This is a genomic window from Pseudomonas sp. TE3644 (genome assembly GCF_056278815.1).
On the sequence record NZ_JBWBQF010000001.1, the window covers coordinates 1,257,765 to 1,276,774 of the forward strand.

Genomic DNA, 19,010 nt, shown 5'->3' on the forward strand with positions numbered 1-19,010 from the left:
CAATCGTGCCTGCGGATGATAAAGTGCCGCCCTGATCACTCTTGAGGGAACACCATGCGAAAGCTGTTGAGCGCAATCCTGCTGGTTTCACTGAGCGGCTGCATGTCCGCCAACATGGACCAGGCCCGTAGCCAGGGTGCCTATCGCTCGTTTACATCGGAAAAACCGGCCAAGGACGTTGCCCAGTGCATCGAGTACTCCTGGCAGGATGAAGTGCTGTCCGGTTCGGCGGCGGACTCCCACACCGAGCCGAACAAGGATGGCAGCCTGACGGTGATGATCGATTCAAAGAATTTCGCCGATGTGCGCCAGGCGGGGAAGGGCAGTGCGGTAGCGTATTTCGCTGAGCAGGGCTCGGCGTTGGCGCATCAGCGGTTGGCGGCGTTGAGTACGTGTTTGTAGTGGGTGGGGGCTGAGGGAGCGCTTTCCCTGGTGGTTGTAGGACTGTTCTGATTCTTTGTTCGTGGGTTGTGGTGCCCTTGAGGCGTTGCCCATACTGGCTGGGCCGGCACACATCCAGTGTCGGTCTGGCGATTCAAACAGGGAGTCTGAGCATGCCACACAAGAAGGCGTTTTCGTTTCTCATCCCGTCACGCTTCATGAGCGTTACACCCTTGGCGACTATGGCGGGTAGCGCGACCATTGCCAATGCCCTGCTGCCCAGCTCGGTCAGCCTATTGGTCGGGGCTGTGCTGGGTCTGCTGTTCGGGCTTTACGCGCTGCGAGTGGCGTGAGGCAGCCAGTATGGCAATCGAGATTGATCCATTGCGCTGGTCTGTCGGGCTAAGCCTGTCTTTCATCCTCATTTACATAGTGCTATGTGGTTACCGGCGTCAGGTGCCAACGCTCACCCATGTGGTCATGGTGGCGATGTCCTGTGCCAGCGCAGTGGCCGCCGTCTTGCTCGGGGTCACTACGTACGCGGCGCCGGTAGAGGACCTTGGCGTCCTCAGGGATCAAAAGCCCGGAATTCTCTTGGGGGCGCTCGCCATGGCATGGGCATCAGTGGTGTCGGCCTGGACCAGTGTGGTCTCCCCGCTGGTGGTGGCGAATGGGGCGCGGTAAGGGGTGCTGGTTTTTTATGAAACTCTGTTGAGCGCCGCCCTGCACCGCTTGCCGCTCCTCTCCTGTCGAGCCTATAGTCAGTACGGGTCTGGCACCTATCCCCGCGGCCCCACCGCGCGGCGCTGCTAGAATCAAGGATGTAGTCCCCCTGCGGAGGTCTCCCGATGCGCACATTTTCCCTTCTGATGGTTACCTTGGCACTGGCCGGTTGTGGTGACAGCGCCTTGGAGTCTGCACACAAGGCTGTGGCGTACCAATTGACGGACCCTGCTTCGGCGCAGTTCCGCGGCGATCGCGAACTGGCAGATGGCAGCGTCTGCGGCGAGGTCAATGGCAAGAACAGTTATGGGGCCTATTCGGGCTTCGGTCACTACCTGGCGCGCAAGGGCTCGGACGGTTTTCAGGTGACTCTGGATCAGTCATCCACCAACGCTGTTGCCGCTCAGGCATGTGGCTATCCGCTGGCCGTCGTGCCCACCCCGGCACCTGCGCCTGCATCGGCTCCAGCTCCGGCAGTGGCGGCCTCGAAAGGGCCGGCCGAAATCGCCGGGGTCAAATGGTCAGTGCAGCTGGCATCCACCAGCGCCGGCTCGGCAGCGCTGATGAGCAAAAAACTCAAGGGCATGGGCTACGCCCCGTATGTGGCGCGTGAGGACAATGTCAGTCGGGTGTTCGTGGGGCCGTTCGATTCGCGCTCCGAGGCCACCCATAAACTCGACCAGCTACGCCATGACCATAAAATCCGCGGGATTGTGGTGCGCTATCGCGGTACGGGTGATTTGCCGGCGCCGGCCGTTGCCCACGGCTAGTCGACGCCGTTGACGCCGTCGTCGATGATGATTTCCGGCTCGTCCGGCAACACCTCGGCGGTGTCCAGGTTGGCTTCGCCTTCATCGGAGTCGTTGAGCGGTGCTTCGTCGCCGTGATCAAAATCCGGATCGGGTGCCATGGCGTCGCCTCCTCAAGGGGGGCCGGGCATCCTGGATGCCCGGCATTCACTTACCCTGCGCTCAGGGTTCGATCTCATTGAACGAGCAGTATTCTTCCCAGCTCATGCCCAGGGTCTGGGCCACTTCCTGGTGAACTTCCAGGCGCATAGCCTTGAGTTCTTCGGCGGAGGTGGCGATCAATTCCAGGGTCAGTTCCCAGGGCTCGATCCCCTGTTCTTCAGCCTGGTCTTCGAAGGCCCACTGAATCTGCTGCTGTTGGTCCTTGGGGCTCAGCGCCTTGATCTCGTCGAGCAACTGCGGGTTGCTGGCGACAAACTTGTCCAGGGCGAGCTGGCTGCGGGCTTCTTTGGCAATCATGGTGATCTCTGTCAGGCGGTAAAAGCGGGGCCATTATCTGTCAGCGCCCCGGTAACGTGAAGGGCCAGGCGCTCAGGGTGCGGCTGCATTCAGTGCGGCAGCCAGCAGGATAAGGGCGAAGAACAGCAGTACTAACAGCATCAGTAACTTCATCGCCAGGCCTGCGCGTGTCGGCGTGGAATAGCCGGTTCATGTAATTGAAGACCGTTGCGGCGTGCTTGCGTTGTGCCATGCAGGCCTTCACGCGACGATCGGTGGTAAAATCGACCGATCATATTCGGGAGGTGGGCGTGTGCGCAAATTGATGGTGGTGGGTGCGGTGCTGATGCTGGCCGGTTGCGGCAGTGCGGTGGAAGAGTCGGCCAAGGCCGTGCTGTTGCACCTGGACAATCCCAAGACGGCGCGCTTCACCAACGTGCGCACCACAACCAAGGGCGATGTGTGCGGCCAGGTACGCCAAAAGAACGCCGCTGGCCAGTTCGAAGGCTACCGCAATTACGCGGCAATCAAGACTGAAGAAGGCTTCACCGCCGTCATCGATGAAGATGGCAATAACCCCAAGGTGCGTGAAGTGTGCGGCGAAGGCCAGGAAGTGACTGCTACCCAGGGCAAGCCTGCTGCCGTGGCCGGCGCCAACGGCTGGGAAGTGCAAATCGTCGACGGTGCCAACATGGGCGCGCTCAGTGACATGACTTCGCGCCTGATCGAAAACGGTTTTGTTGCCAGCGTGGCGCAGCGCGATGGCAAGCAACTGGTGTACCTGGGGCCGTTCAAGACCCAGGAAGAAGCCGAGCAGAAGCGTGCGCAGCTGCTGGCCGCGCAGGGCATCAAGTCGGTAGTGGTGGAGCATCAGGCCAACTGACTGGTCAGGGCGGGCCACGCTCGCCTACACTCGGGCCTCACTGACAAGGAGTGCAGGCCTGTGAATGGATTAGTGGAAGGGATACGTCTGGTTGCCGCGGCGCCGGAGCATGCGCAAGGTCTTGCGCAGTTATACGGTGCGCCTGCGGTAGCGCGCCAAGTGCTGCAAATGCCTTGGCCAACCGTGGATATGTGGACCAAGCGCCTGGCATTGGGCGCCGAGAGCGAGCGCCGGGTAGCCCTGGTTGCGATTGACGGCGAGCAGGTGGTGGGCCATTGCGGGCTATGGCAGAACGAACGCGTGCGCCTGGCGCACAGCGGTTCGCTGGCAATGGGCGTGGCGCCGGATTGGCAGGGCAAGGGCATTGGCAGTCGACTGATGGCTGCGGTGCTGGATGTGGCCGACAACTGGATGGGGCTGCGCCGCGTGGAACTGACGGTCTATGTCGATAACGCGCCGGCGCTGGCGCTGTACCGCAAGGTTGGCTTCGAGGTGGAAGGCGAGCTGCGTGACTACGCGCTGCGTGATGGTCGGTTGGTCAACGTCTACAGCATGGCGCGGTTGAAGAGCGTATGCGATTCGTAGCAGCAACTGTCTTGAAACCGCATTGCCTGCATCGCGACCAAGGTCGGCTCCTACGCCGGCCGGGGTAGGAGCCGGCCTTGGCCGCGATGCAGACAACGCAGTCCTGTAGCAGCTGCCGAAGGCTGCGTCACCGGCAGCGCGGTGGGTCAGCCAATGCGCGGCGTCTGCGACGCGACCTGGCGGCCGCTGCTACAGGAGGCAGCGGCGGCGCAGGTTGCTACACCGCAGTTACCGGCGGCCCTTCTCGTGCCGGATACAACCCTGGTAATACTCCTGCTTCACCGCCGCCGGGCGCAGGCGCGAGCGGCTGTGGTAGGTCTGTTCGGTAATGCCGATGGCCATGTGGCGCATCCATGGCTGGCTGAAATGGCGGCGTTCCAGCTTGCGGCGGGCGCTGTACAGGGTCACGCCGGACAGCTTCGATTGCTGCGCCTGCCGGGCGATCTCCGCGCCCCAGCGGCACATGTCCACCTCATGGCGGTTCAGCGGTTTGGCCGCCGCGGTGCCGGCGGCCAGCGCCAGCATCAGGGCCATCAGGGTCAAGCCAATACGTCGCATCGTTTTTCTCCTTGCACGTTCCGTGATCAGCGGCAGTTGCCGGCGATGTGGTAGTGGGCTGCCAGTGCCGCCGATTCGCTGTCGAACTCAACCTGGTTTTTCGCCGAAATCGAGTTGTAGGACGGGCAGTCCGGGCGGTGGTAGGTCATGGAATTGCGGTTGCCGCGCACCGGGCCGCTTTTGCCAGACACGGCAGCGCTCGCCACCTGGGCAGGCTTGACGGCTGGCTGGGCCGCGGCAAATGGCGCGGCCTTGCCGGTCGACTTGCCACCCATGACCACGTTCATGAAGATCGGTGCGTGATCAGACACGCTGGAGCGCCCCGTGGCATTGCTCATCTTCAGGTAGGCGGGGTAGTCGAACACCTTGACGGTCTTGACGTTGATGGTGCTTTCGTTGGCCACGAAAATATTGTCATACAGGTTGGAAAACTGGCCGTCGGTGGTCGCCAGCGTGCTGGCGCCCTGCAGCATCAGCGGGCGCGCACTGGTGCGCAGGCCGGCCCAGGCGGTCGAGGTGGGCGGGGTGTTGAAGTCGCCCATCAGCATGATGTTGGTGTTGCCGTCGTACACGCTTTTCAGCCACGCCCAGTACTCGCCCAGCACCGCCACTTCCTTGGTGCGGTCGGCCACGGTCTTGCCGTAGTGGATGTGCACGGTGGCGGCCACGAAGCTGGTGTTGTCCTTCAGGTTGCGGAAGCGCGCCGAGTAGGGCTCGCGCTCGAAATGGTCGCCCTTGTCGAGGTAGGTCACGGCACCGTCTTCGTAGGCAACCGCATCATCACGCCAGACGAAGCCGTACATTTCCTTGTAGGAACTACGACCGGTGGCGTGGGATGCCATGGCCGACCATTTCTTGCCGGTAGCCTGCTCCAGGGCTTTCTGCAGGGCAGTCAGGCCCTCTTCGTTCATCAATTCCTGTACCGCAAGGAAGTCGACGTTCTGCGCCACCTTGGCAATGCTGGTGAAGTCCTTGCCGGGGCGCACGCTGAGGTGCTCCAGGTTCCAGGTGCCAATGCGTACATCGGCAAAGGCCTGGCCGCAGACGAGCGTCAACGCCAGCAGCGCCGTGGTTAATTTCCTTAACATGCATGATTCCAATCAAAAACGAGGGGAGGGGCGGGCGCCTGCGGGCCCGCCACCGTGAAAGGACGCGGCGTCGGCTCAGTCTTCCTTGGGCACGACCCAGAAAATCTGCACGCCGCCGTCGTCGCGCCAGGCAAGGGTGACGTTGTCGTTCTCGCCAATCTCCTCCAGCAACTGCGCCCAATCATCGGGCGATTCGTGGTCCAGCTTGAAAATCAGCGCAGCCCGGGCCTTTTGCGCCGTGGGCGAATTGATGATTTTCGAGATGCGCAGACCGAGCTGTTGGTAGCTGTCGAGTGGGGAAGTGTTGGTGGCCACGAAGCATTCCTTATTGTGCTGTACGTGCATACAGTATTTTACTGTGGGCAATTTCGCAACAGGTCGACTGAAGAAGCGCATGTCTGACCACGAAATTTATGTTTTGCTGCGCAACGAGGAAATTTTTCTGTTTGGTCATGGCGGCCAGGGTGTAGGACGCATAAAAGCGCTGATCGCTGGGTGCCGCGACGAAGCTGGGCTATGCTGTGAAACCAGCCGGTTTATCCGCCTGTAGGACCTTTTGCCCCTTCAGCGGCACCGCCCCCAGGTGCTGCAAAAACGCCGTGCGGCCAGTTGACAAAGTCGTGCGGCGTTACCATAGTTCCCCAACGCAAACGTTTGCGTTGAGGGATCCTCGCTTAATCCTTTCAGCACGATCCTGCGCACATCCGCTGCATACAATAATCATAAGATCGGAGTGACCCATGAAATTGCCATTCGCTGGACGTTTCCTCGCTGTCTCGCTGTTGGCCGCCGTCTGCGCGGTCGCCCCCCTGTCCCAGGCCGTTGCCGACACCACCAAGCCCAAGGTGGCGCTGGTGATGAAGTCGTTGGCCAACGAATTCTTCCTGACCATGGAAGACGGCGCCAAGGACTACCAGAAAGCCCATGCCACTGACTTTGACCTGATTTCCAACGGGATCAAGGACGAGTCCGACACCGCCAACCAGATCCGCATTGTCGAGCAGATGATTGTCTCCAAGGTCGACGCGCTGGTGATCGCCCCGGCCGATTCCAAGGCCCTGGTGCCGGTGATCAAGAAAGCCATGGACGCTGGTATCACGGTGATCAACATCGACAACCAGTTGGATGCCGACGTGCTCAAGAGCAAAGGCATCAGCGTGCCATTCGTGGGCCCTGACAACCGCAAGGGCGCGCGCCTGGTGGGTGAGTACCTGGCCAAACAGCTGAAGGCCGGCGACCAGGTGGGCATCATCGAAGGCGTGTCGACCACCACCAATGCCCAGCAGCGCACCGCCGGGTTCAAGGATGCGATGGACGCCGCGCAGATGAAGATCGTCTCCACCCAGTCCGGCAACTGGGAAATCGACAAGGGCAATGCCGTGGCCTCGGCCATGCTCAACGAATACCCCGACCTGAAGGCGCTGTTGGCCGGCAATGACAGCATGGCGCTGGGCGCTGTGTCGGCCGTGCGCGCCGCCGGCAAGGTCGGCAAAGTGCAAGTGGTGGGCTACGACAACATCAACGCCATCAAACCGATGCTCAAGGATGGTCGCGTATTGGCCACCGCCGACCAGTTCGCCGCCAAGCAGGCCGTGTTCGGTATCCAGGCAGCCCTGAAGATGATCAAGCACGAACCCATCGACGGCGCCGCCAACGGCGTGATCGAAACACCGGTCGAGCTGGTCACCAAGCCCTGAGCCTTCCTTGCACTGCCGCGCCTGCCCGTCCTGGGCAGGCGCCTGGAGAATTCCTATGTCAGCTGCTGCCCCGAACGTCGTACTCTCGGTCAGTGGTATCGGTAAGACGTATGCGCAGCCCGTGCTGTCAGGCATCGACCTGAGCCTGGTGCGTGGCGAGGTGCTGGCCCTGACGGGTGAAAACGGCGCCGGTAAAAGCACCCTGTCGAAAATCATCGGTGGCCTGGAAAGCGCCACCGTGGGTGAAATGCAGTACCAGGGCCAGCCCTTCCGTCCGGGCAGTCGTGCCGCGGCCGAAGCCCTGGGCGTGCGCATGGTGATGCAGGAACTCAACCTGCTGCCGACCCTGTCGGTGGCCGAAAACCTGTTCCTGCACAACCTGCCCAGCCGGGCCGGCTGGATCAACCGCAAGCGCCTGCGTGAAGCAGCGCTGCAGGCCATGGCCCAGGTGGGCCTGGAGGCCATCGACCCGGACACGCCGGTGGGTGAGCTTGGCATTGGCCATCAACAGATGGTGGAAATCGCCCGCAACCTGATCGGCGATTGCCATGTGCTGATCCTCGACGAACCCACCGCCATGCTCACCTCGCGGGAAGTGGAGATGTTGTTCGAGCAGATCGCCCGCCTGCAGGCGCGCGGCGTGGCCATCGTCTACATCTCCCATCGCCTGGAAGAACTGGCGCGTGTGGCCCAGCGCATCGCCGTGCTGCGTGACGGCCAACTGGTGTGCGTGGATCAGATGAGCCACTACAACAGCGAGCAATTGGTCAACCTGATGGTGGGGCGCGAGCTGGGCGAGCATATCGACCTGGGGCCTCGGACTATCGGCGGGCCGGCGCTGGCGGTGAAAAACCTGAGCCGCAGCGACAAGGTCAAGGACGTATCGTTCGAGGTGCGCAAGGGCGAAATCTTCGGTATCTCGGGCCTGATCGGCGCCGGGCGTACCGAATTGCTGCGCCTGATTTTCGGCGCCGACGCTGCCGATAGTGGCCACGTCGAAGTGGGTGAACCGCTGCGCAAGGCCGCCATCCGCTCGCCCGCCGACGCGGTGGCGCACGGCATTGCGTTGATCACCGAGGACCGCAAGGGCGAAGGCCTGCTGCTGCCGCAGTCCATCAGCGGCAACATCGCCCTGGGCAACATGCCGGCGATTTCCGCAGGTGGGCTGGTCAACGGCAGCGCCGAGCGCGAACTGGCCCAGCGCCAGATTGCCGCCATGCGCATCCGCAGTTCCAGCCCGGATCAACTGGTGTCGCAGTTGTCGGGCGGCAACCAGCAAAAGGTGGTGATCGGGCGTTGGCTTGAGCGCGATTGTTCGGTGTTGCTGTTCGACGAGCCCACCCGCGGCATCGACGTGGGCGCCAAGTTCGACATCTACGCCCTGCTGGGCGAGCTGACCCGTCAGGGCAAGGCGCTGGTGGTGGTGTCCAGTGACCTGCGCGAGCTGATGCTGATCTGCGATCGCATTGGCGTGCTGTCGGCCGGGCGCCTGATCGAAACCTTCGAGCGCGACAACTGGACCCAGGATCAACTGCTGGCGGCTGCCTTTGCCGGTTATCAAAAACGAGATGCGCTGGTCAGTGATACAGCGCCCAGGAACCTTGCATGAAACCTTCCGTAGTACCGCAGGCCGCGCCTGCAACCAAGCGCAGCGGCACCTACTTCGGCCTGGGCACTTACCTGGGTTTGGCTGGTGCGTTGCTGGCGATGATCGTGCTGTTTTCCGTGCTCAGCGATCACTTTCTGTCCTACAGCACCTTCAGCACCCTGGCCAACCAGATCCCCGATCTGATGGTGCTGGCGGTGGGCATGACCTTCGTGCTGATCATCGGCGGCATTGACCTGTCGGTAGGCTCGGTACTGGCGCTGGCGGCTTCGGCGGTCAGCGTCGCCATCCTCGGCTGGGGCTGGAGCGTGCTGCCGGCCGCCTTGCTGGGCATGGGCTGCGCGGCGCTGGCCGGTACCATTACCGGGTCCATCACCGTGGCCTGGCGTATCCCGTCGTTCATCGTCTCGCTGGGTGTGCTGGAAATGGCGCGGGGCGTGGCGTATCAGATGACCGATTCGCGCACGGCCTACATCGGTGACGCGTTCGCCTGGCTGTCCGACCCGCTGGCGCTGGGCATATCGCCCTCGTTCATCATCGCCCTGGTGGTGATCGTGGTGGCGCAGGCGGTGCTGACGCGCACCGTGTTTGGCCGCTACCTCATCGGCATCGGCACCAACGAGGAAGCCGTGCGCCTGGCCGGCATCAACCCCAAGCCGTACAAGGTGCTGGTGTTTTCGCTGATGGGGCTGCTGGCGGGCCTGGCAGCGCTGTTTCAGATATCGCGCCTGGAGGCTGCCGACCCCAACGCCGGCTCGGGGCTGGAGCTGCAGGTGATTGCTGCGGTGGTGATCGGCGGTACCAGCCTGATGGGTGGCCGTGGTTCGGTCATCAGTACGTTTTTCGGTGTATTGATTATTTCGGTGTTGGCGGCAGGTTTGGCGCAGATTGGCGCCACCGAACCCACCAAGCGCATCATCACCGGTGCAGTGATCGTGGTGGCGGTGGTGCTGGATACCTACCGCAGTCAACGTGCGAAGAAGCGGAGCTGAGCCATGGCGACGATCAAAGATGTGGCCGCGTTGGCGGGTATTTCCTACACCACGGTGTCCCATGTGCTGAACAAGACCCGCCCGGTCAGCGAGCCGGTGCGGCTCAAGGTGGAGGCGGCGATTGCCCAACTGGATTACGTGCCCAGCGCCGTGGCGCGGTCGCTGAAAGCACGCAGCACGGCCACCATCGGCCTGCTGGTGCCCAACAGTATCAACCCTTACTTCGCTGAGCTTGCGCGGGGTATCGAGGATTTTTGCGAGCGTAACGGCTACTGCGTGATCCTGTGCAATTCTGACGACAACCCGCAAAAACAGCGCAGTTACTTGCGCGTGCTGCTGGAAAAACGCGTCGATGGCCTGATCGTGGCGTCGGTGGGCGAGGACAGCGACCTGCTCAGCAGCCTGGCCACGGTGCGCACGCCCATGGTCATTGTCGACCGCAGTCTGGACGGTGTAGCGGCCGACCTGGTGCGCATCGATCACGAGTTGGGCGGTTATCTGGCCACCCGTCATCTGCTCGAATTGGGCCACCGCGACATCGCCTGCATCAACGGCCCTGCCGACACCAGCGTGGCGCAGATGCGCCTGGCGGGCTATCAGCGGGCGCTGGCCGAATTCAGCGTGCACAGTGCGCCTGAGCGCGTGCTGGAGAGCGATTTCAGTGGCCCCGGCGGCTATCGCGCGGCGGGCGAACTGCTGGACGGTGCGCAGCGACCCACGGCGATCTTTGCGGCCAACGACATGATTGGCATGGGGGTGCTGCGGGCTGCCGCCGAGCGCGGCATCCGCGTGCCCAATGAGCTGTCGGTAATCGGTTTCGACGACATTCAATTGTGTCGTTACGTGTACCCGGCGTTGACCACGGTAGGCCAGTCCATTCGCCAGCTGGGCGAACAGGCGGCCGAGCGGCTGCTGGTGCGCATCGGTGCCAAGACGGTCGAGGGCGTGGTCCAGCAGATCGTGGCCCCCAGTATCGTGCTGCGCGAATCCACCGCGCCGCGTTCGGATCTTTTCAATGAATACCGCTGAAACAGAGTGCAGGCACATGCAAGCGAAAGTTGTGGTAGTAGGCAGTTTGAACATGGACCTGGTGGCCCGCGCCCAGCGCTTGCCGCAACCGGGCGAAACCGTGGTGGGCAGCGGCTTTGCCACAGTGCCGGGGGGCAAAGGCGCCAACCAGGCAGTGGCCGCCGCACGCCTGGGCGCCTCGACCGCCATGGTCGGTTGCGTGGGTGACGATGCGTACGGTGCGCAATTGCGCCAAGCGTTGCTGGATGAAGGCATCGATTGCCAGGCGGTCGATACGGCGCCCGGGGTCAGCAGCGGGCTGGCGCTGATCGTGGTGGATGATGCCAGTCAAAACTCGATTGTCATCGTGGCCGGCGGTAACGGTGAGGTCAGCCCCCGGCGGGTCGAGCAGGCCGATGCGCTGTTGCAGCAGGCCGAGGTGATCGTCTGCCAGTTGGAGGTGCCGGCCGAGACGGTGGCATTTACGCTCAAACGGGGCAGGGCGCTGGGCAAGACGGTCATCCTCAACCCCGCACCGGTCAGTGCGCCGTTGCCGGCTGATTGGTATGCGTCCATCGACTACCTGATTCCCAACGAGACCGAAGCGTTTACCTTGACCGGCGTGCGTGTCGATTCCCTGGACAGTGCCAGGCAGGCGGCCACGCAGTTGCTGGCCCAGGGCGCAGGCAAGGTGATCATCACGCTGGGGGCGCAAGGTTCATTGTTTGCCGATGGGGCCGGTTTCCAGCATTTTCCCGCACCCCAAGTGCAGGCCGTGGACACCACTGCGGCAGGCGACACTTTTGTGGGCGCGTTTGCCGCTGCCTTGGCGCGCGGCGAAGGTGAGCGTCAAGCCATCGCCTTTGGCCAGGTAGCGGCAGCCTTGTCGGTCACCCGTGCCGGCGCGCAGCCGTCGATCCCGACCTATGCCGATGTTGCGGGGTTTGCCCAGCCATGAAGAAAACACCGTTGCTCAATATCGCCCTGTCGCGGCTGATCGCCTCGCTGGGGCATGGCGACACCGTGGTCATCGGCGATGCCGGACTGCCGGTGCCGCCGGGCGTTGAATTGATCGACCTGGCACTGACGGCGGGGGTGCCGGACTTTGTCTCGACGCTGAACGTGGTGCTCAGCGAGATGCAGGTGGAGGGGCATGTGTTGGCGCAGGAGATTTTCGACAAGGCGCCGCCGGCGTTGGCGGTGCTTGAGACGCTCAACCGCGAGGGGGCGCTGGGTGCTCAGCAACTGGTCAGCCATGAGGCGTTCAAACAGTTGACCCGCACGGCGCGTGCAGTGGTGCGTACGGGCGAATGCCAGCCGTACAGCAACATTATCCTGGTTGCCGGCGTTACCTTCTGATGTACCGTCTTGAAACCGCGTTGTCTGCATCGCGACCAAGGTCGGCTCCTGCACCGTACGTGGTAGGAGCCGGCCTTGGCCGCGATGCAGACAACGCCGTCCTGTAGCTGCCGAAGGCGGCGTCCGTGACGCGGCCTGGCGGCCGCTGCTACAGGGGGAGCAGGCTCAGGCTGGCAGCGCCGCCTGATGCCCAGGCTCTGCCGCATACTTGCCGAACACCTGCTCGATAAACGACAGCGCCGCCGGCGTGCCCAACTCCTTTACCAGCAGGTCGATGGCGATGATCGCCAGCTCTTCGGGATTGCCCGGGCTGTAGGAGCATTGCCCCTGAGGCCATTTGGCTTTGATGTCGGCGTCTACGGTTACGTTGGCCATGATGCGTGGGCTACCTGGACAGAAGAATTGGCTCAGCGCACCGTTTCCCTGGTCGCCGAGCCCGACGCGGCACAAGGCCAGCGCGGGGTCATCAGTAAACCATCTGGCGCGCCTTTTGGCACTCCTACTTAGGCATAAAGCGCCAATCGTGCCAAAATCGGGTTTATTTGCCTGGCTGGAACCCCTCTGTGCGCATCGATTTGAACGACAGCAACGCCTTCACCCTGGACGCCGTTCGGCAGTTGATTGCCGCAGGCGACGACCATGTCCACAACCAGCTGCGCGTCAGCAAGACCGGGCAAGCCTGGCTGTCCACGGTGGTGGGCGGCCAGGACATCGACGGTTTGCGCTTTCGTCTGGAAACCTGGGCAGCAGGGTCGGGCTACGTCGGGGAGGTGGCTGCCTGTGACGACGTATGGGTGCAGCAGATCTTCAATGCGCTGAAGCAGAACTGGCCCAATCCCCCGTTCGACTACATCGACGTCTATTAACATTTCGACACGATTGCCCTGCGCCGGCCGTCCCGGGGTGGGGCAGACTGGTTGTCATGCAACCCTGTGCCTTTTGTGCTGTCGCACTCTGGGCAACACTATTTCTCACAAGGAGGCTTCATGTCCTGCATGCGTGCATCATGGGTAACCCTGCTGGCGGCGTTGGCCCTGGCTGGGTGTGCGTCGTCCGGCAACGGTTCGGCTGGCGGTGAATCGGCAGGCGGCTCGGCTGCGGTGGCCAATGACGGGCGCTGCCACGCCGACGGTGCTCAGTTTGCCGTGGGCAAGCAGGCCAGCCCGGCATTGCTGGAGCAGGCGCGTACCGGTTCGGGGTCGCAGATTGCCCGCATTCTCAAGCCGCGTGATGTGATGACCCTGGAATACCGCTCCGATCGCGTCAACCTCAATGCCGATGACAGCGGCAAGGTCACGCGCGTCAACTGCGGCTGAGCCTGCCACTCGCGCCCCGTAGCCGCTGCCGCCAGGCTGCGCTGGCCCTCTCACACGCTGCAGATGCTCAGTGTACTCAGGGGCCAGCGCAGCCTGGCGGCAGCGGCTACGAGGAGGGGGCTCGACACGGCACCAAATCCCAGGCACAAAAAAACCCGTCACATGGACGGGTTTTTTTTAGCTCGGGAGATTACTCGCCGCGAACTTGAGCAGCTTGCATGCCCTTTTGGCCTTTCTCAGCCACGAACGAAACGGTCTGGCCTTCTTTCAGGCTTTTGAAACCGTCGGATTCGATAGCTTTGAAGTGTACGAACAGGTCGTCACCGCCACCTTGAGGAGTGATGAAGCCGAAGCCTTTCTCATCGTTGAACCATTTTACGGTGCCGGTTTGGCGATTAGACATGGTGTATCTCCAAGAAACATATTAAGTAGTGCTGTGCTGCTCAGGCCAACTGGGCACACCGGGCTATCATAGTCTAATTGTTCGACCGAATAGCTCTTTAGATGCGCATTTGTCTCAGCTATTTTTTCGCTCCGGCCACGCAAAAGCCGCCATACCCCTGATTTCATTGGGTTTGGCGGAAAAAAGCAGCGTGAAAAAAAGCCGAAAAAAAACACAGAATTTACCTTCGGGTGGCCGGATTTCCGGCCTGTGGGGTCATTTTACGCCACGCAAGGCGGTAAAACGGGTCACTTCGAGGTGCGGCAGCTGGCCGCCGCTTCCATCATTTTCTTCTGCAATTGGGCGTCCACGCCGTTGTCGGAGTTGGCCACTTGCTTCAATTCGGCCGTGCTCAGCTTGCTGGTGATGGCCTTGTCGCTGCATTCGCAGACAGTCTTGGCTCGAGCGGCGCCGGCCTTTTCAGTAGCGGCCTTTTCGCACTGCGCCAGAAACTGGTTCTGCGCCCCGGCCGGCCACTCGCCAGCACTGGCGAGCTGGGGCAGGGTGATCGCAGCGCAGGCGGCCAGGGAAAGGAAAAGCGATTGAAGACGCATACCGTAATGCTCCAGGGGTCAGGTTGATTCAAAGTATGGCTTGTCTGTCATCAGAGTGAAGGCGAGCCATCAAGTTCCTGCAAGCGGCAAGCCTGCGACCACTCATCGGTGATTATCTATGCTAGAGTGAGCGCCCTCGCCAGGTGCGGGTTGCTCCTTTGGCAACCGTGATGGCGGGTTACCTTTTTACTATTCCAGTCACTCTGGTTCGGTCCTGGTTGGCCTAGCGGCTCCTGCCACTGTGAGGCAGGCACACCGCCGAATCTTGTACTGGCTCATCCCAACCCACGTGACCTTTGGTAGGGGTCACCACTAGGAGAGGAGGCGCCATGCCCATCATTACTCTTCCCGACGGCAGTCAACGTTCGTTCGATCACGCGGTTTCGGTCGCTGAAGTCGCCGCATCCATCGGTGCAGGCCTTGCAAAGGCCACCGTGGCCGGCAAGGTCGACGGCAACCTGGTCGACGCCTGCGACCTGATCGAAAACGACGCCACCCTGCAGATCATCACCCCCAAGGACGCAGAGGGGCTGGAAATCATTCGCCACTCGTGCGCGCACCTGGTGGGCCATGCGGTCAAGCAGCTGTACCCCACCGCGAAGATGGTCATCGGTCCGGTCATCGACGAAGGCTTCTATTACGACATCGCCTACGAGCGTCCTTTCACGCCTGACGACATGGCGGCCATCGAGCAGCGCATGCAGCAGCTGATCGAGACCGAGTACGACGTGATCAAGAAAGTCACGCCGCGTGCCGAAGTCATCGACGTGTTCACTGCCCGTGGCGAAGACTACAAGCTGCGCCTGGTCGAGGACATGCCTGACACCCAGGCAATGGGCCTGTATTACCACGAAGAATATGTCGACATGTGCCGCGGCCCGCACGTGCCGAACACTCGTTTCCTCAAGTCGTTCAAGCTGACCAAGCTGTCGGGCGCCTACTGGCGCGGCGACGCCAAGAACGAGCAACTGCAGCGTGTGTACGGTACCGCCTGGGCTGACAAGAAGCAGCTGGCGGCCTACATCCAGCGCATCGAGGAAGCGGAAAAACGCGACCACCGCAAGATCGGCAAGCGCCTGAACCTGTTCCACCTCCAGGAAGAAGCGCCGGGCATGGTCTTCTGGCACCCCAACGGCTGGACCCTGTACCAGGTGCTGGAGCAGTACATGCGCAAGGTGCAGCGCGACAACGGCTACCTGGAGATCAAGACTCCGCAGGTCGTTGACCGCAGCCTGTGGGAAAAGTCGGGCCACTGGGCCAACTACGCCGAAAACATGTTCACCACCGAGTCGGAAAACCGCGACTACGCCATCAAGCCGATGAACTGTCCGTGCCACGTGCAGGTGTTCAACCAGGGCCTGAAGAGCTACCGCGAGCTGCCGCTGCGTCTGGCCGAGTTCGGTGCCTGCCACCGCAACGAGCCTTCGGGCGCCCTGCACGGCATCATGCGCGTGCGTGGCTTCGTCCAGGACGATGCGCACATCTTCTGTACCGAAGAGCAGATGCAGTCCGAATCGGCCGCGTTCATCAAGCTGACCATGGACGTCTACAGCGACTTCGGTTTCAAGGACATCCAGCTCAAACTGTCCACTCGTCCAGAAAAGCGTGTGGGCAGCGATGAATTGTGGGATCGTGCCGAGTCCGCTCTGGCCGCCGCGCTGGACGCCGCTGGCCTGCCGTATGATCTGCAGCCGGGCGAGGGTGCGTTCTACGGTCCGAAAATCGAGTTTTCCCTCAAGGATTGCTTGGGTCGTGTCTGGCAGTGCGGTACGCTGCAGCTGGACTTCAACCTGCCAATCCGCTTGGGCGCCGAATACGTTTCCGAGGACAACGGTCGCAAGCATCCCGTGATGCTGCACCGCGCCATCCTGGGTTCGTTCGAGCGTTTCGTGGGTATCCTGATCGAGCACTATGAAGGTGCGTTCCCGGCTTGGCTGGCGCCAACCCAGGCGGTGATCATGAACATCACTGATAAACAAGCTGATTTTGTCCAGTCCGTGGAAAAAAATCTGACGGAAAGCGGTTTTCGTGCCAAGTCCGACTTGAGAAATGAAAAGATCGGCTTTAAAATCCGCGAGCATACTTTGCTCAAGGTTCCTTATCTCCTGGTTATCGGGGACAAGGAGGTTGAAACGCAAACTGTCGCTGTGCGTACCCGTGAAGGCGCAGACCTGGGCTCCATGCCCGTCGCCCAGTTCACCGAGTTCCTCGCACAAGCGGTTTCCCGGCGTGGTCGCCAAGATTCGGAGTAATTATTATTAAGCGTGAAATGAGACAAGATAAACGAGCTGCACCGAAAGCCCCGATCAACGAGAATATCTCGGCACGCGAGGTTCGGTTAATTGGCGCTGACGGCGAGCAGATTGGCATCGTCTCGATTGATGAAGCGCTTCGTATCGCTGAAGAAGCGAAGCTGGATCTGGTAGAGATTTCTGCTGACGCAGTGCCACCGGTCTGCCGAGTGATGGACTACGGCAAATCGATCTTCGAGAAGAAGAAGCAGATTGCGGCAGCAAAGAAAAACCAGAAGCAGATCCAGGTAAAAGAAATCAAGTTTCGTCCAGGGACGGAGGAAGGGGATTACCAGGTAAAACTACGCAACCTGGTACGTTTCCTTAGTGATGGGGACAGGGCCAAGATTTCGTTGAGATTTCGCGGCCGTGAGATGGCGCATCAGGAGCTGGGTATGGAACTGCTCAAGCGGGTCGAACAAGACCTGCTGGAGTACGGTTCCGTCGAACAGCATCCTAAGATGGAAGGACGCCAGCTGATCATGGTCATCGCCCCCAAGAAAAAGAAATAACCACCAGGGCACGGCAGGCCTTGCGGTTATGTTTATCAACTGAATGCGGAGTATCCGAACATGCCAAAGATGAAAACCAAGAGTGGTGCAGCTAAGCGGTTCCTGAAAACCGCTAACGGCATCAAGCACAAACACGCTTTCAAGAGCCACATCCTGACCAAAATGTCGACCAAGCGTAAGCGTCAACTGCGCGGTAGCAGCTTGCTGCATCCGTCGGACGTTGCAAAAGTCGAGCGCATGCTGCGCCTTCGTTAATTTTCGGTCAAAGATAGAGGAAGTTACTCATGGCTCGTGTAAAGCGTGGCGTCATTGCCCGTAAGCGTCACAAAAAGATTCTGAAACTGGCTAAAGGCTACTACGGCGCGCGTTCGCGCGTATTCCGTGTAGCCAAGCAAGCGGTCATCAAGGCAGGCCAATACGCCTACCGCGACCGTCGCCAGAAGAAGCGTCAGTTCCGCGCTCTGTGGATCGCTCGTATCAACGCTGGTGCTCGTGTTAACGGTCTGTCCTACAGCCGTTTCATCGCTGGCCTGAAAAAAGCGTCCATCGAGATCGACCGTAAGGTTCTGGCTGATCTGGCAGTGAACGAAAAAGCGGCGTTTGCTGCGATTGTCGAGAAAGCTAAAGCCACTCTGGCCTAAGTACCCACGACAATCACCTGGGGTCGCGTTTGCGGCCTTGGGTGTTAAACGTCATAAACAGGGGAAGAGCCTTTAAGCTCTTCCCCTGTTTTGTATCTGGAGTCTGTACATGGAAAACCTGGATGCGCTGGTCTCTCAAGCTCTGGAGGCCGTGCAAAACGCTGAAGACATCAATGCCCTGGAGCAGATCCGGGTTCACTTCCTTGGCAAGAAGGGCGAACTGACTCAGGTGATGAAGACCCTGGGCAACCTGCCTGCCGATGAGCGTCCGAAAGTCGGTGCGCTGATCAACGAAGCCAAGGAGCGTGTTACAGAAGTCCTCAATGCACGCAAGGCAGGCTTCGAAGAAGCCGAACTGAGTGCCAAGCTCGCCGCCGAGCAGATCGACGTGACCTTGCCGGGCCGTGGCCAGACCTCTGGCGGCCTGCATCCGATCACTCGCACCCTGGAGAGGATCGAGCAGTTCTTCACCCACATCGGCTACGGCATTGCCGAAGGCCCTGAGGTTGAAGACGACTACCACAACTTCGAGGCGCTCAACATCCCAGGCCACCACCCGGCCCGGTCGATGCACGACACCTTCTATTTCAATGCGAACATGCTGCTGCGCACCCACACCTCGCCGGTGCAGGTCCGCTCCATGGAAACTTCGCAGCCTCCGATTCGCATCGTGTGCCCAGGCCGGGTATACCGCAGCGACTCGGATATCACCCACTCGCCGATGTTCCATCAGGTCGAGGGGCTGCTGATCGACCGCGATATCAACTTCGCGGACCTGAAAGGCACCATCGAGGAATTCCTGCGGGTGTTCTTCGAGAAAGAGCTGGCCGTACGCTTCCGTCCGTCCTACTTCCCGTTCACCGAGCCATCGGCTGAAGTCGACATCCAGTGCGTGATGTGCAGCGGCAAAGGCTGCCGCGTGTGCAAGCAGACCGGCTGGCTGGAAGTGATGGGCTGCGGCATGGTGCACCCGAACGTGCTGCGCATGTCCGGCATCGACCCTGAAGAGTTCCAGGGCTTTGCCTTCGGCATGGGCGCCGAGCGCCTGGCGATGCTGCGTTATGGCGTCAATGACTTGCGCCTGTTCTTCGACAACGACTTGCGCTTCCTCGCGCAATTTCGCTAAA

The 19,010-nt window shown here is 61.2% G+C and carries 28 protein-coding genes; 20 read left to right on the top strand and 8 right to left on the bottom strand.

Features of this window, described 5'->3' with window-relative positions; genetic code table 11:
• Positions 1–54: 54 nt before the first annotated feature.
• The 4 genes from ACZ9GA_RS05720 to ACZ9GA_RS05735 all read left to right on the top strand — a co-directional run bounded on the left by ACZ9GA_RS05720 (position 55) and on the right by ACZ9GA_RS05735 (position 1,874).
• Positions 55–402: a hypothetical protein gene (locus tag ACZ9GA_RS05720; protein ID WP_027981514.1), complete on the top strand. Its 348-nt coding sequence runs from the start codon at positions 55–57 to the stop codon at positions 400–402.
• Between the two features lie 152 nt (positions 403–554).
• Positions 555–734: a hypothetical protein gene (locus ACZ9GA_RS05725; protein ID WP_457356680.1), complete on the top strand. Its 180-nt coding sequence runs from the start codon at positions 555–557 to the stop codon at positions 732–734.
• 10 nt (positions 735–744) lie between these two features.
• Complete coding sequence (locus ACZ9GA_RS05730) at positions 745–1,065, top strand: hypothetical protein (protein WP_457356679.1); 321 nt, start codon at positions 745–747, stop codon at positions 1,063–1,065.
• A gap of 164 nt (positions 1,066–1,229) precedes the next feature.
• Positions 1,230–1,874: an SPOR domain-containing protein gene (locus tag ACZ9GA_RS05735; protein WP_457356678.1), complete on the top strand. Its 645-nt coding sequence runs from the start codon at positions 1,230–1,232 to the stop codon at positions 1,872–1,874.
• On the opposite strand, the gene ACZ9GA_RS05740 is transcribed toward ACZ9GA_RS05735, so the two are convergent.
• Positions 1,871–2,014: a hypothetical protein gene (locus ACZ9GA_RS05740; RefSeq protein WP_457356677.1), complete on the bottom strand. Its 144-nt coding sequence runs from the start codon at positions 2,012–2,014 to the stop codon at positions 1,871–1,873. The genes ACZ9GA_RS05735 and ACZ9GA_RS05740 overlap by 4 nt on opposite strands.
• A 61-nt stretch (positions 2,015–2,075) precedes the next feature.
• Positions 2,076–2,372, bottom strand: coding sequence for a DUF6388 family protein (locus ACZ9GA_RS05745; protein WP_457356676.1), 297 nt, complete (start codon positions 2,370–2,372; stop codon positions 2,076–2,078).
• A 292-nt stretch (positions 2,373–2,664) separates the two neighbouring features.
• On the opposite strand from ACZ9GA_RS05745, the gene ACZ9GA_RS05750 reads away from it, so the two are divergent.
• Complete coding sequence (locus tag ACZ9GA_RS05750; protein ID WP_457356675.1) at positions 2,665–3,234, top strand: SPOR domain-containing protein; 570 nt, start codon at positions 2,665–2,667, stop codon at positions 3,232–3,234.
• Positions 3,235–3,294: 60 nt separating this feature from the next.
• A complete protein-coding gene (locus tag ACZ9GA_RS05755) occupies positions 3,295–3,819 on the top strand; it encodes a GNAT family N-acetyltransferase (RefSeq protein WP_457356674.1) in 525 nt (174 codons plus the stop codon).
• A 228-nt stretch (positions 3,820–4,047) separates the two neighbouring features.
• On the opposite strand, the gene ACZ9GA_RS05760 is transcribed toward ACZ9GA_RS05755, so the two are convergent.
• The 3 genes from ACZ9GA_RS05760 to ACZ9GA_RS05770 all read right to left on the bottom strand — a co-directional run bounded on the left by ACZ9GA_RS05760 (position 4,048) and on the right by ACZ9GA_RS05770 (position 5,831).
• Positions 4,048–4,377, bottom strand: coding sequence for a hypothetical protein (locus ACZ9GA_RS05760; RefSeq protein ID WP_457356673.1), 330 nt, complete (start codon positions 4,375–4,377; stop codon positions 4,048–4,050).
• A 26-nt stretch (positions 4,378–4,403) separates the two neighbouring features.
• Positions 4,404–5,465, bottom strand: a complete 1,062-nt coding sequence (locus ACZ9GA_RS05765; protein ID WP_457356672.1) for an endonuclease/exonuclease/phosphatase family protein — start codon at positions 5,463–5,465, stop codon at positions 4,404–4,406.
• 75 nt (positions 5,466–5,540) lie between these two features.
• Entirely contained in the window at positions 5,541–5,831 is a 291-nt protein-coding gene (locus ACZ9GA_RS05770; protein WP_457363570.1) for a DUF1654 domain-containing protein, read from the bottom strand.
• 28 nt (positions 5,832–5,859) lie between these two features.
• Here ACZ9GA_RS05770 and ACZ9GA_RS05775 point away from each other — a divergent pair, with 28 nt between their 5' ends.
• The 7 genes from ACZ9GA_RS05775 to rbsD all read left to right on the top strand — a co-directional run bounded on the left by ACZ9GA_RS05775 (position 5,860) and on the right by rbsD (position 12,127).
• The gene (locus ACZ9GA_RS05775) at positions 5,860–6,015 is read left to right on the top strand and encodes a hypothetical protein (RefSeq protein WP_457356671.1); all 156 of its coding nucleotides are present in this window, start codon (positions 5,860–5,862) and stop codon (positions 6,013–6,015) included.
• Positions 6,016–6,205: 190 nt separating this feature from the next.
• On the top strand, positions 6,206–7,162 hold the full coding sequence (locus ACZ9GA_RS05780) for a sugar ABC transporter substrate-binding protein (RefSeq protein WP_457356670.1): 957 nt from the start codon (positions 6,206–6,208) through the stop codon (positions 7,160–7,162).
• A gap of 55 nt (positions 7,163–7,217) precedes the next feature.
• Positions 7,218–8,771 (top strand): sugar ABC transporter ATP-binding protein, encoded by a 1,554-nt coding sequence (locus tag ACZ9GA_RS05785; protein WP_476226445.1) that lies wholly within the window; start codon positions 7,218–7,220, stop codon positions 8,769–8,771.
• Complete coding sequence (locus tag ACZ9GA_RS05790) at positions 8,768–9,760, top strand: ABC transporter permease (protein WP_457363569.1); 993 nt, start codon at positions 8,768–8,770, stop codon at positions 9,758–9,760. The genes ACZ9GA_RS05785 and ACZ9GA_RS05790 overlap by 4 nt, the downstream gene beginning before the upstream one ends.
• Positions 9,761–9,763: 3 nt before the next feature.
• Complete coding sequence (locus tag ACZ9GA_RS05795; protein ID WP_457363568.1) at positions 9,764–10,789, top strand: LacI family DNA-binding transcriptional regulator; 1,026 nt, start codon at positions 9,764–9,766, stop codon at positions 10,787–10,789.
• Positions 10,790–10,805: 16 nt separating this feature from the next.
• On the top strand, positions 10,806–11,726 hold the full coding sequence (gene rbsK, locus ACZ9GA_RS05800; protein ID WP_457363567.1) for a ribokinase: 921 nt from the start codon (positions 10,806–10,808) through the stop codon (positions 11,724–11,726).
• The gene (rbsD, locus tag ACZ9GA_RS05805) at positions 11,723–12,127 is read left to right on the top strand and encodes a D-ribose pyranase (protein WP_457363566.1); all 405 of its coding nucleotides are present in this window, start codon (positions 11,723–11,725) and stop codon (positions 12,125–12,127) included. Before rbsK ends, rbsD begins: the two co-directional genes overlap by 4 nt.
• A gap of 165 nt (positions 12,128–12,292) precedes the next feature.
• Here the strand turns inward: rbsD and ACZ9GA_RS05810 are convergent, their stop codons facing one another.
• A complete protein-coding gene (locus ACZ9GA_RS05810) occupies positions 12,293–12,502 on the bottom strand; it encodes a hypothetical protein (RefSeq protein ID WP_457363565.1) in 210 nt (69 codons plus the stop codon).
• 188 nt (positions 12,503–12,690) lie between these two features.
• On the opposite strand from ACZ9GA_RS05810, the gene ACZ9GA_RS05815 reads away from it, so the two are divergent.
• Together ACZ9GA_RS05815 and ACZ9GA_RS05820 are read left to right on the top strand one after the other, a co-directional pair.
• Positions 12,691–12,993 (top strand): hypothetical protein, encoded by a 303-nt coding sequence (locus tag ACZ9GA_RS05815; RefSeq protein ID WP_457363564.1) that lies wholly within the window; start codon positions 12,691–12,693, stop codon positions 12,991–12,993.
• Between the two features lie 120 nt (positions 12,994–13,113).
• A complete protein-coding gene (locus ACZ9GA_RS05820; RefSeq protein ID WP_457363563.1) occupies positions 13,114–13,443 on the top strand; it encodes an I78 family peptidase inhibitor in 330 nt (109 codons plus the stop codon).
• A 190-nt stretch (positions 13,444–13,633) separates the two neighbouring features.
• Here ACZ9GA_RS05820 and ACZ9GA_RS05825 read toward each other — a convergent pair whose 3' ends face one another.
• Entirely contained in the window at positions 13,634–13,846 is a 213-nt protein-coding gene (locus tag ACZ9GA_RS05825; protein WP_003234260.1) for a cold-shock protein, read from the bottom strand.
• 287 nt (positions 13,847–14,133) lie between these two features.
• Complete coding sequence (locus ACZ9GA_RS05830) at positions 14,134–14,439, bottom strand: hypothetical protein (protein ID WP_457363562.1); 306 nt, start codon at positions 14,437–14,439, stop codon at positions 14,134–14,136.
• 329 nt (positions 14,440–14,768) lie between these two features.
• Between ACZ9GA_RS05830 and thrS the strand changes: the two genes are divergently transcribed.
• The 5 genes from thrS (at position 14,769) to pheS (ending at position 19,009) form a co-directional block, all read left to right on the top strand.
• Positions 14,769–16,691, top strand: coding sequence for a threonine--tRNA ligase (thrS, locus tag ACZ9GA_RS05835; RefSeq protein ID WP_457363561.1), 1,923 nt, complete (start codon positions 14,769–14,771; stop codon positions 16,689–16,691).
• Entirely contained in the window at positions 16,691–17,242 is a 552-nt protein-coding gene (gene infC / locus ACZ9GA_RS05840) for a translation initiation factor IF-3 (protein WP_320578955.1), read from the top strand. Before thrS ends, infC begins: the two co-directional genes overlap by 1 nt.
• Before the next feature lie 60 nt (positions 17,243–17,302).
• Entirely contained in the window at positions 17,303–17,497 is a 195-nt protein-coding gene (gene rpmI / locus ACZ9GA_RS05845; RefSeq protein ID WP_002553160.1) for a 50S ribosomal protein L35, read from the top strand.
• A gap of 29 nt (positions 17,498–17,526) precedes the next feature.
• Entirely contained in the window at positions 17,527–17,883 is a 357-nt protein-coding gene (gene rplT, locus ACZ9GA_RS05850; RefSeq protein WP_002553161.1) for a 50S ribosomal protein L20, read from the top strand.
• A 109-nt stretch (positions 17,884–17,992) separates the two neighbouring features.
• Entirely contained in the window at positions 17,993–19,009 is a 1,017-nt protein-coding gene (pheS, locus tag ACZ9GA_RS05855) for a phenylalanine--tRNA ligase subunit alpha (RefSeq protein ID WP_027981535.1), read from the top strand.
• The last annotated feature ends 1 nt before the right edge of the window (position 19,010 follow it).

Bases quoted from the DNA above. Each gene is read 5' to 3' on its own strand.
- ACZ9GA_RS05720 (WP_027981514.1), top strand. From the start codon at position 55: ATGCGAAAGCTGTTGAGCGCAATCCTGCTGGTTTCACTGAGCGGCTGC.
- ACZ9GA_RS05725 (WP_457356680.1), top strand. From the start codon at position 555: ATGCCACACAAGAAGGCGTTTTCGTTTCTCATCCCGTCACGCTTCATG.
- ACZ9GA_RS05730 (WP_457356679.1), top strand. From the start codon at position 745: ATGGCAATCGAGATTGATCCATTGCGCTGGTCTGTCGGGCTAAGCCTG.
- ACZ9GA_RS05735 (WP_457356678.1), top strand. From the start codon at position 1,230: ATGCGCACATTTTCCCTTCTGATGGTTACCTTGGCACTGGCCGGTTGT.
- ACZ9GA_RS05740 (WP_457356677.1), bottom strand. From the start codon at position 2,014: ATGGCACCCGATCCGGATTTTGATCACGGCGACGAAGCACCGCTCAAC.
- ACZ9GA_RS05745 (WP_457356676.1), bottom strand. From the start codon at position 2,372: ATGATTGCCAAAGAAGCCCGCAGCCAGCTCGCCCTGGACAAGTTTGTC.
- ACZ9GA_RS05760 (WP_457356673.1), bottom strand. From the start codon at position 4,377: ATGCGACGTATTGGCTTGACCCTGATGGCCCTGATGCTGGCGCTGGCC.
- ACZ9GA_RS05765 (WP_457356672.1), bottom strand. From the start codon at position 5,465: ATGTTAAGGAAATTAACCACGGCGCTGCTGGCGTTGACGCTCGTCTGC.
- ACZ9GA_RS05775 (WP_457356671.1), top strand. From the start codon at position 5,860: ATGTCTGACCACGAAATTTATGTTTTGCTGCGCAACGAGGAAATTTTT.
- ACZ9GA_RS05780 (WP_457356670.1), top strand. From the start codon at position 6,206: ATGAAATTGCCATTCGCTGGACGTTTCCTCGCTGTCTCGCTGTTGGCC.
- ACZ9GA_RS05785 (WP_476226445.1), top strand. From the start codon at position 7,218: ATGTCAGCTGCTGCCCCGAACGTCGTACTCTCGGTCAGTGGTATCGGT.
- ACZ9GA_RS05790 (WP_457363569.1), top strand. From the start codon at position 8,768: ATGAAACCTTCCGTAGTACCGCAGGCCGCGCCTGCAACCAAGCGCAGC.
- ACZ9GA_RS05795 (WP_457363568.1), top strand. From the start codon at position 9,764: ATGGCGACGATCAAAGATGTGGCCGCGTTGGCGGGTATTTCCTACACC.
- rbsK (WP_457363567.1), top strand. From the start codon at position 10,806: ATGCAAGCGAAAGTTGTGGTAGTAGGCAGTTTGAACATGGACCTGGTG.
- rbsD (WP_457363566.1), top strand. From the start codon at position 11,723: ATGAAGAAAACACCGTTGCTCAATATCGCCCTGTCGCGGCTGATCGCC.
- ACZ9GA_RS05810 (WP_457363565.1), bottom strand. From the start codon at position 12,502: ATGGCCAACGTAACCGTAGACGCCGACATCAAAGCCAAATGGCCTCAG.
- ACZ9GA_RS05820 (WP_457363563.1), top strand. From the start codon at position 13,114: ATGTCCTGCATGCGTGCATCATGGGTAACCCTGCTGGCGGCGTTGGCC.
- ACZ9GA_RS05825 (WP_003234260.1), bottom strand. From the start codon at position 13,846: ATGTCTAATCGCCAAACCGGCACCGTAAAATGGTTCAACGATGAGAAA.
- ACZ9GA_RS05830 (WP_457363562.1), bottom strand. From the start codon at position 14,439: ATGCGTCTTCAATCGCTTTTCCTTTCCCTGGCCGCCTGCGCTGCGATC.
- thrS (WP_457363561.1), top strand. From the start codon at position 14,769: ATGCCCATCATTACTCTTCCCGACGGCAGTCAACGTTCGTTCGATCAC.
- rpmI (WP_002553160.1), top strand. From the start codon at position 17,303: ATGCCAAAGATGAAAACCAAGAGTGGTGCAGCTAAGCGGTTCCTGAAA.
- rplT (WP_002553161.1), top strand. From the start codon at position 17,527: ATGGCTCGTGTAAAGCGTGGCGTCATTGCCCGTAAGCGTCACAAAAAG.
- pheS (WP_027981535.1), top strand. From the start codon at position 17,993: ATGGAAAACCTGGATGCGCTGGTCTCTCAAGCTCTGGAGGCCGTGCAA.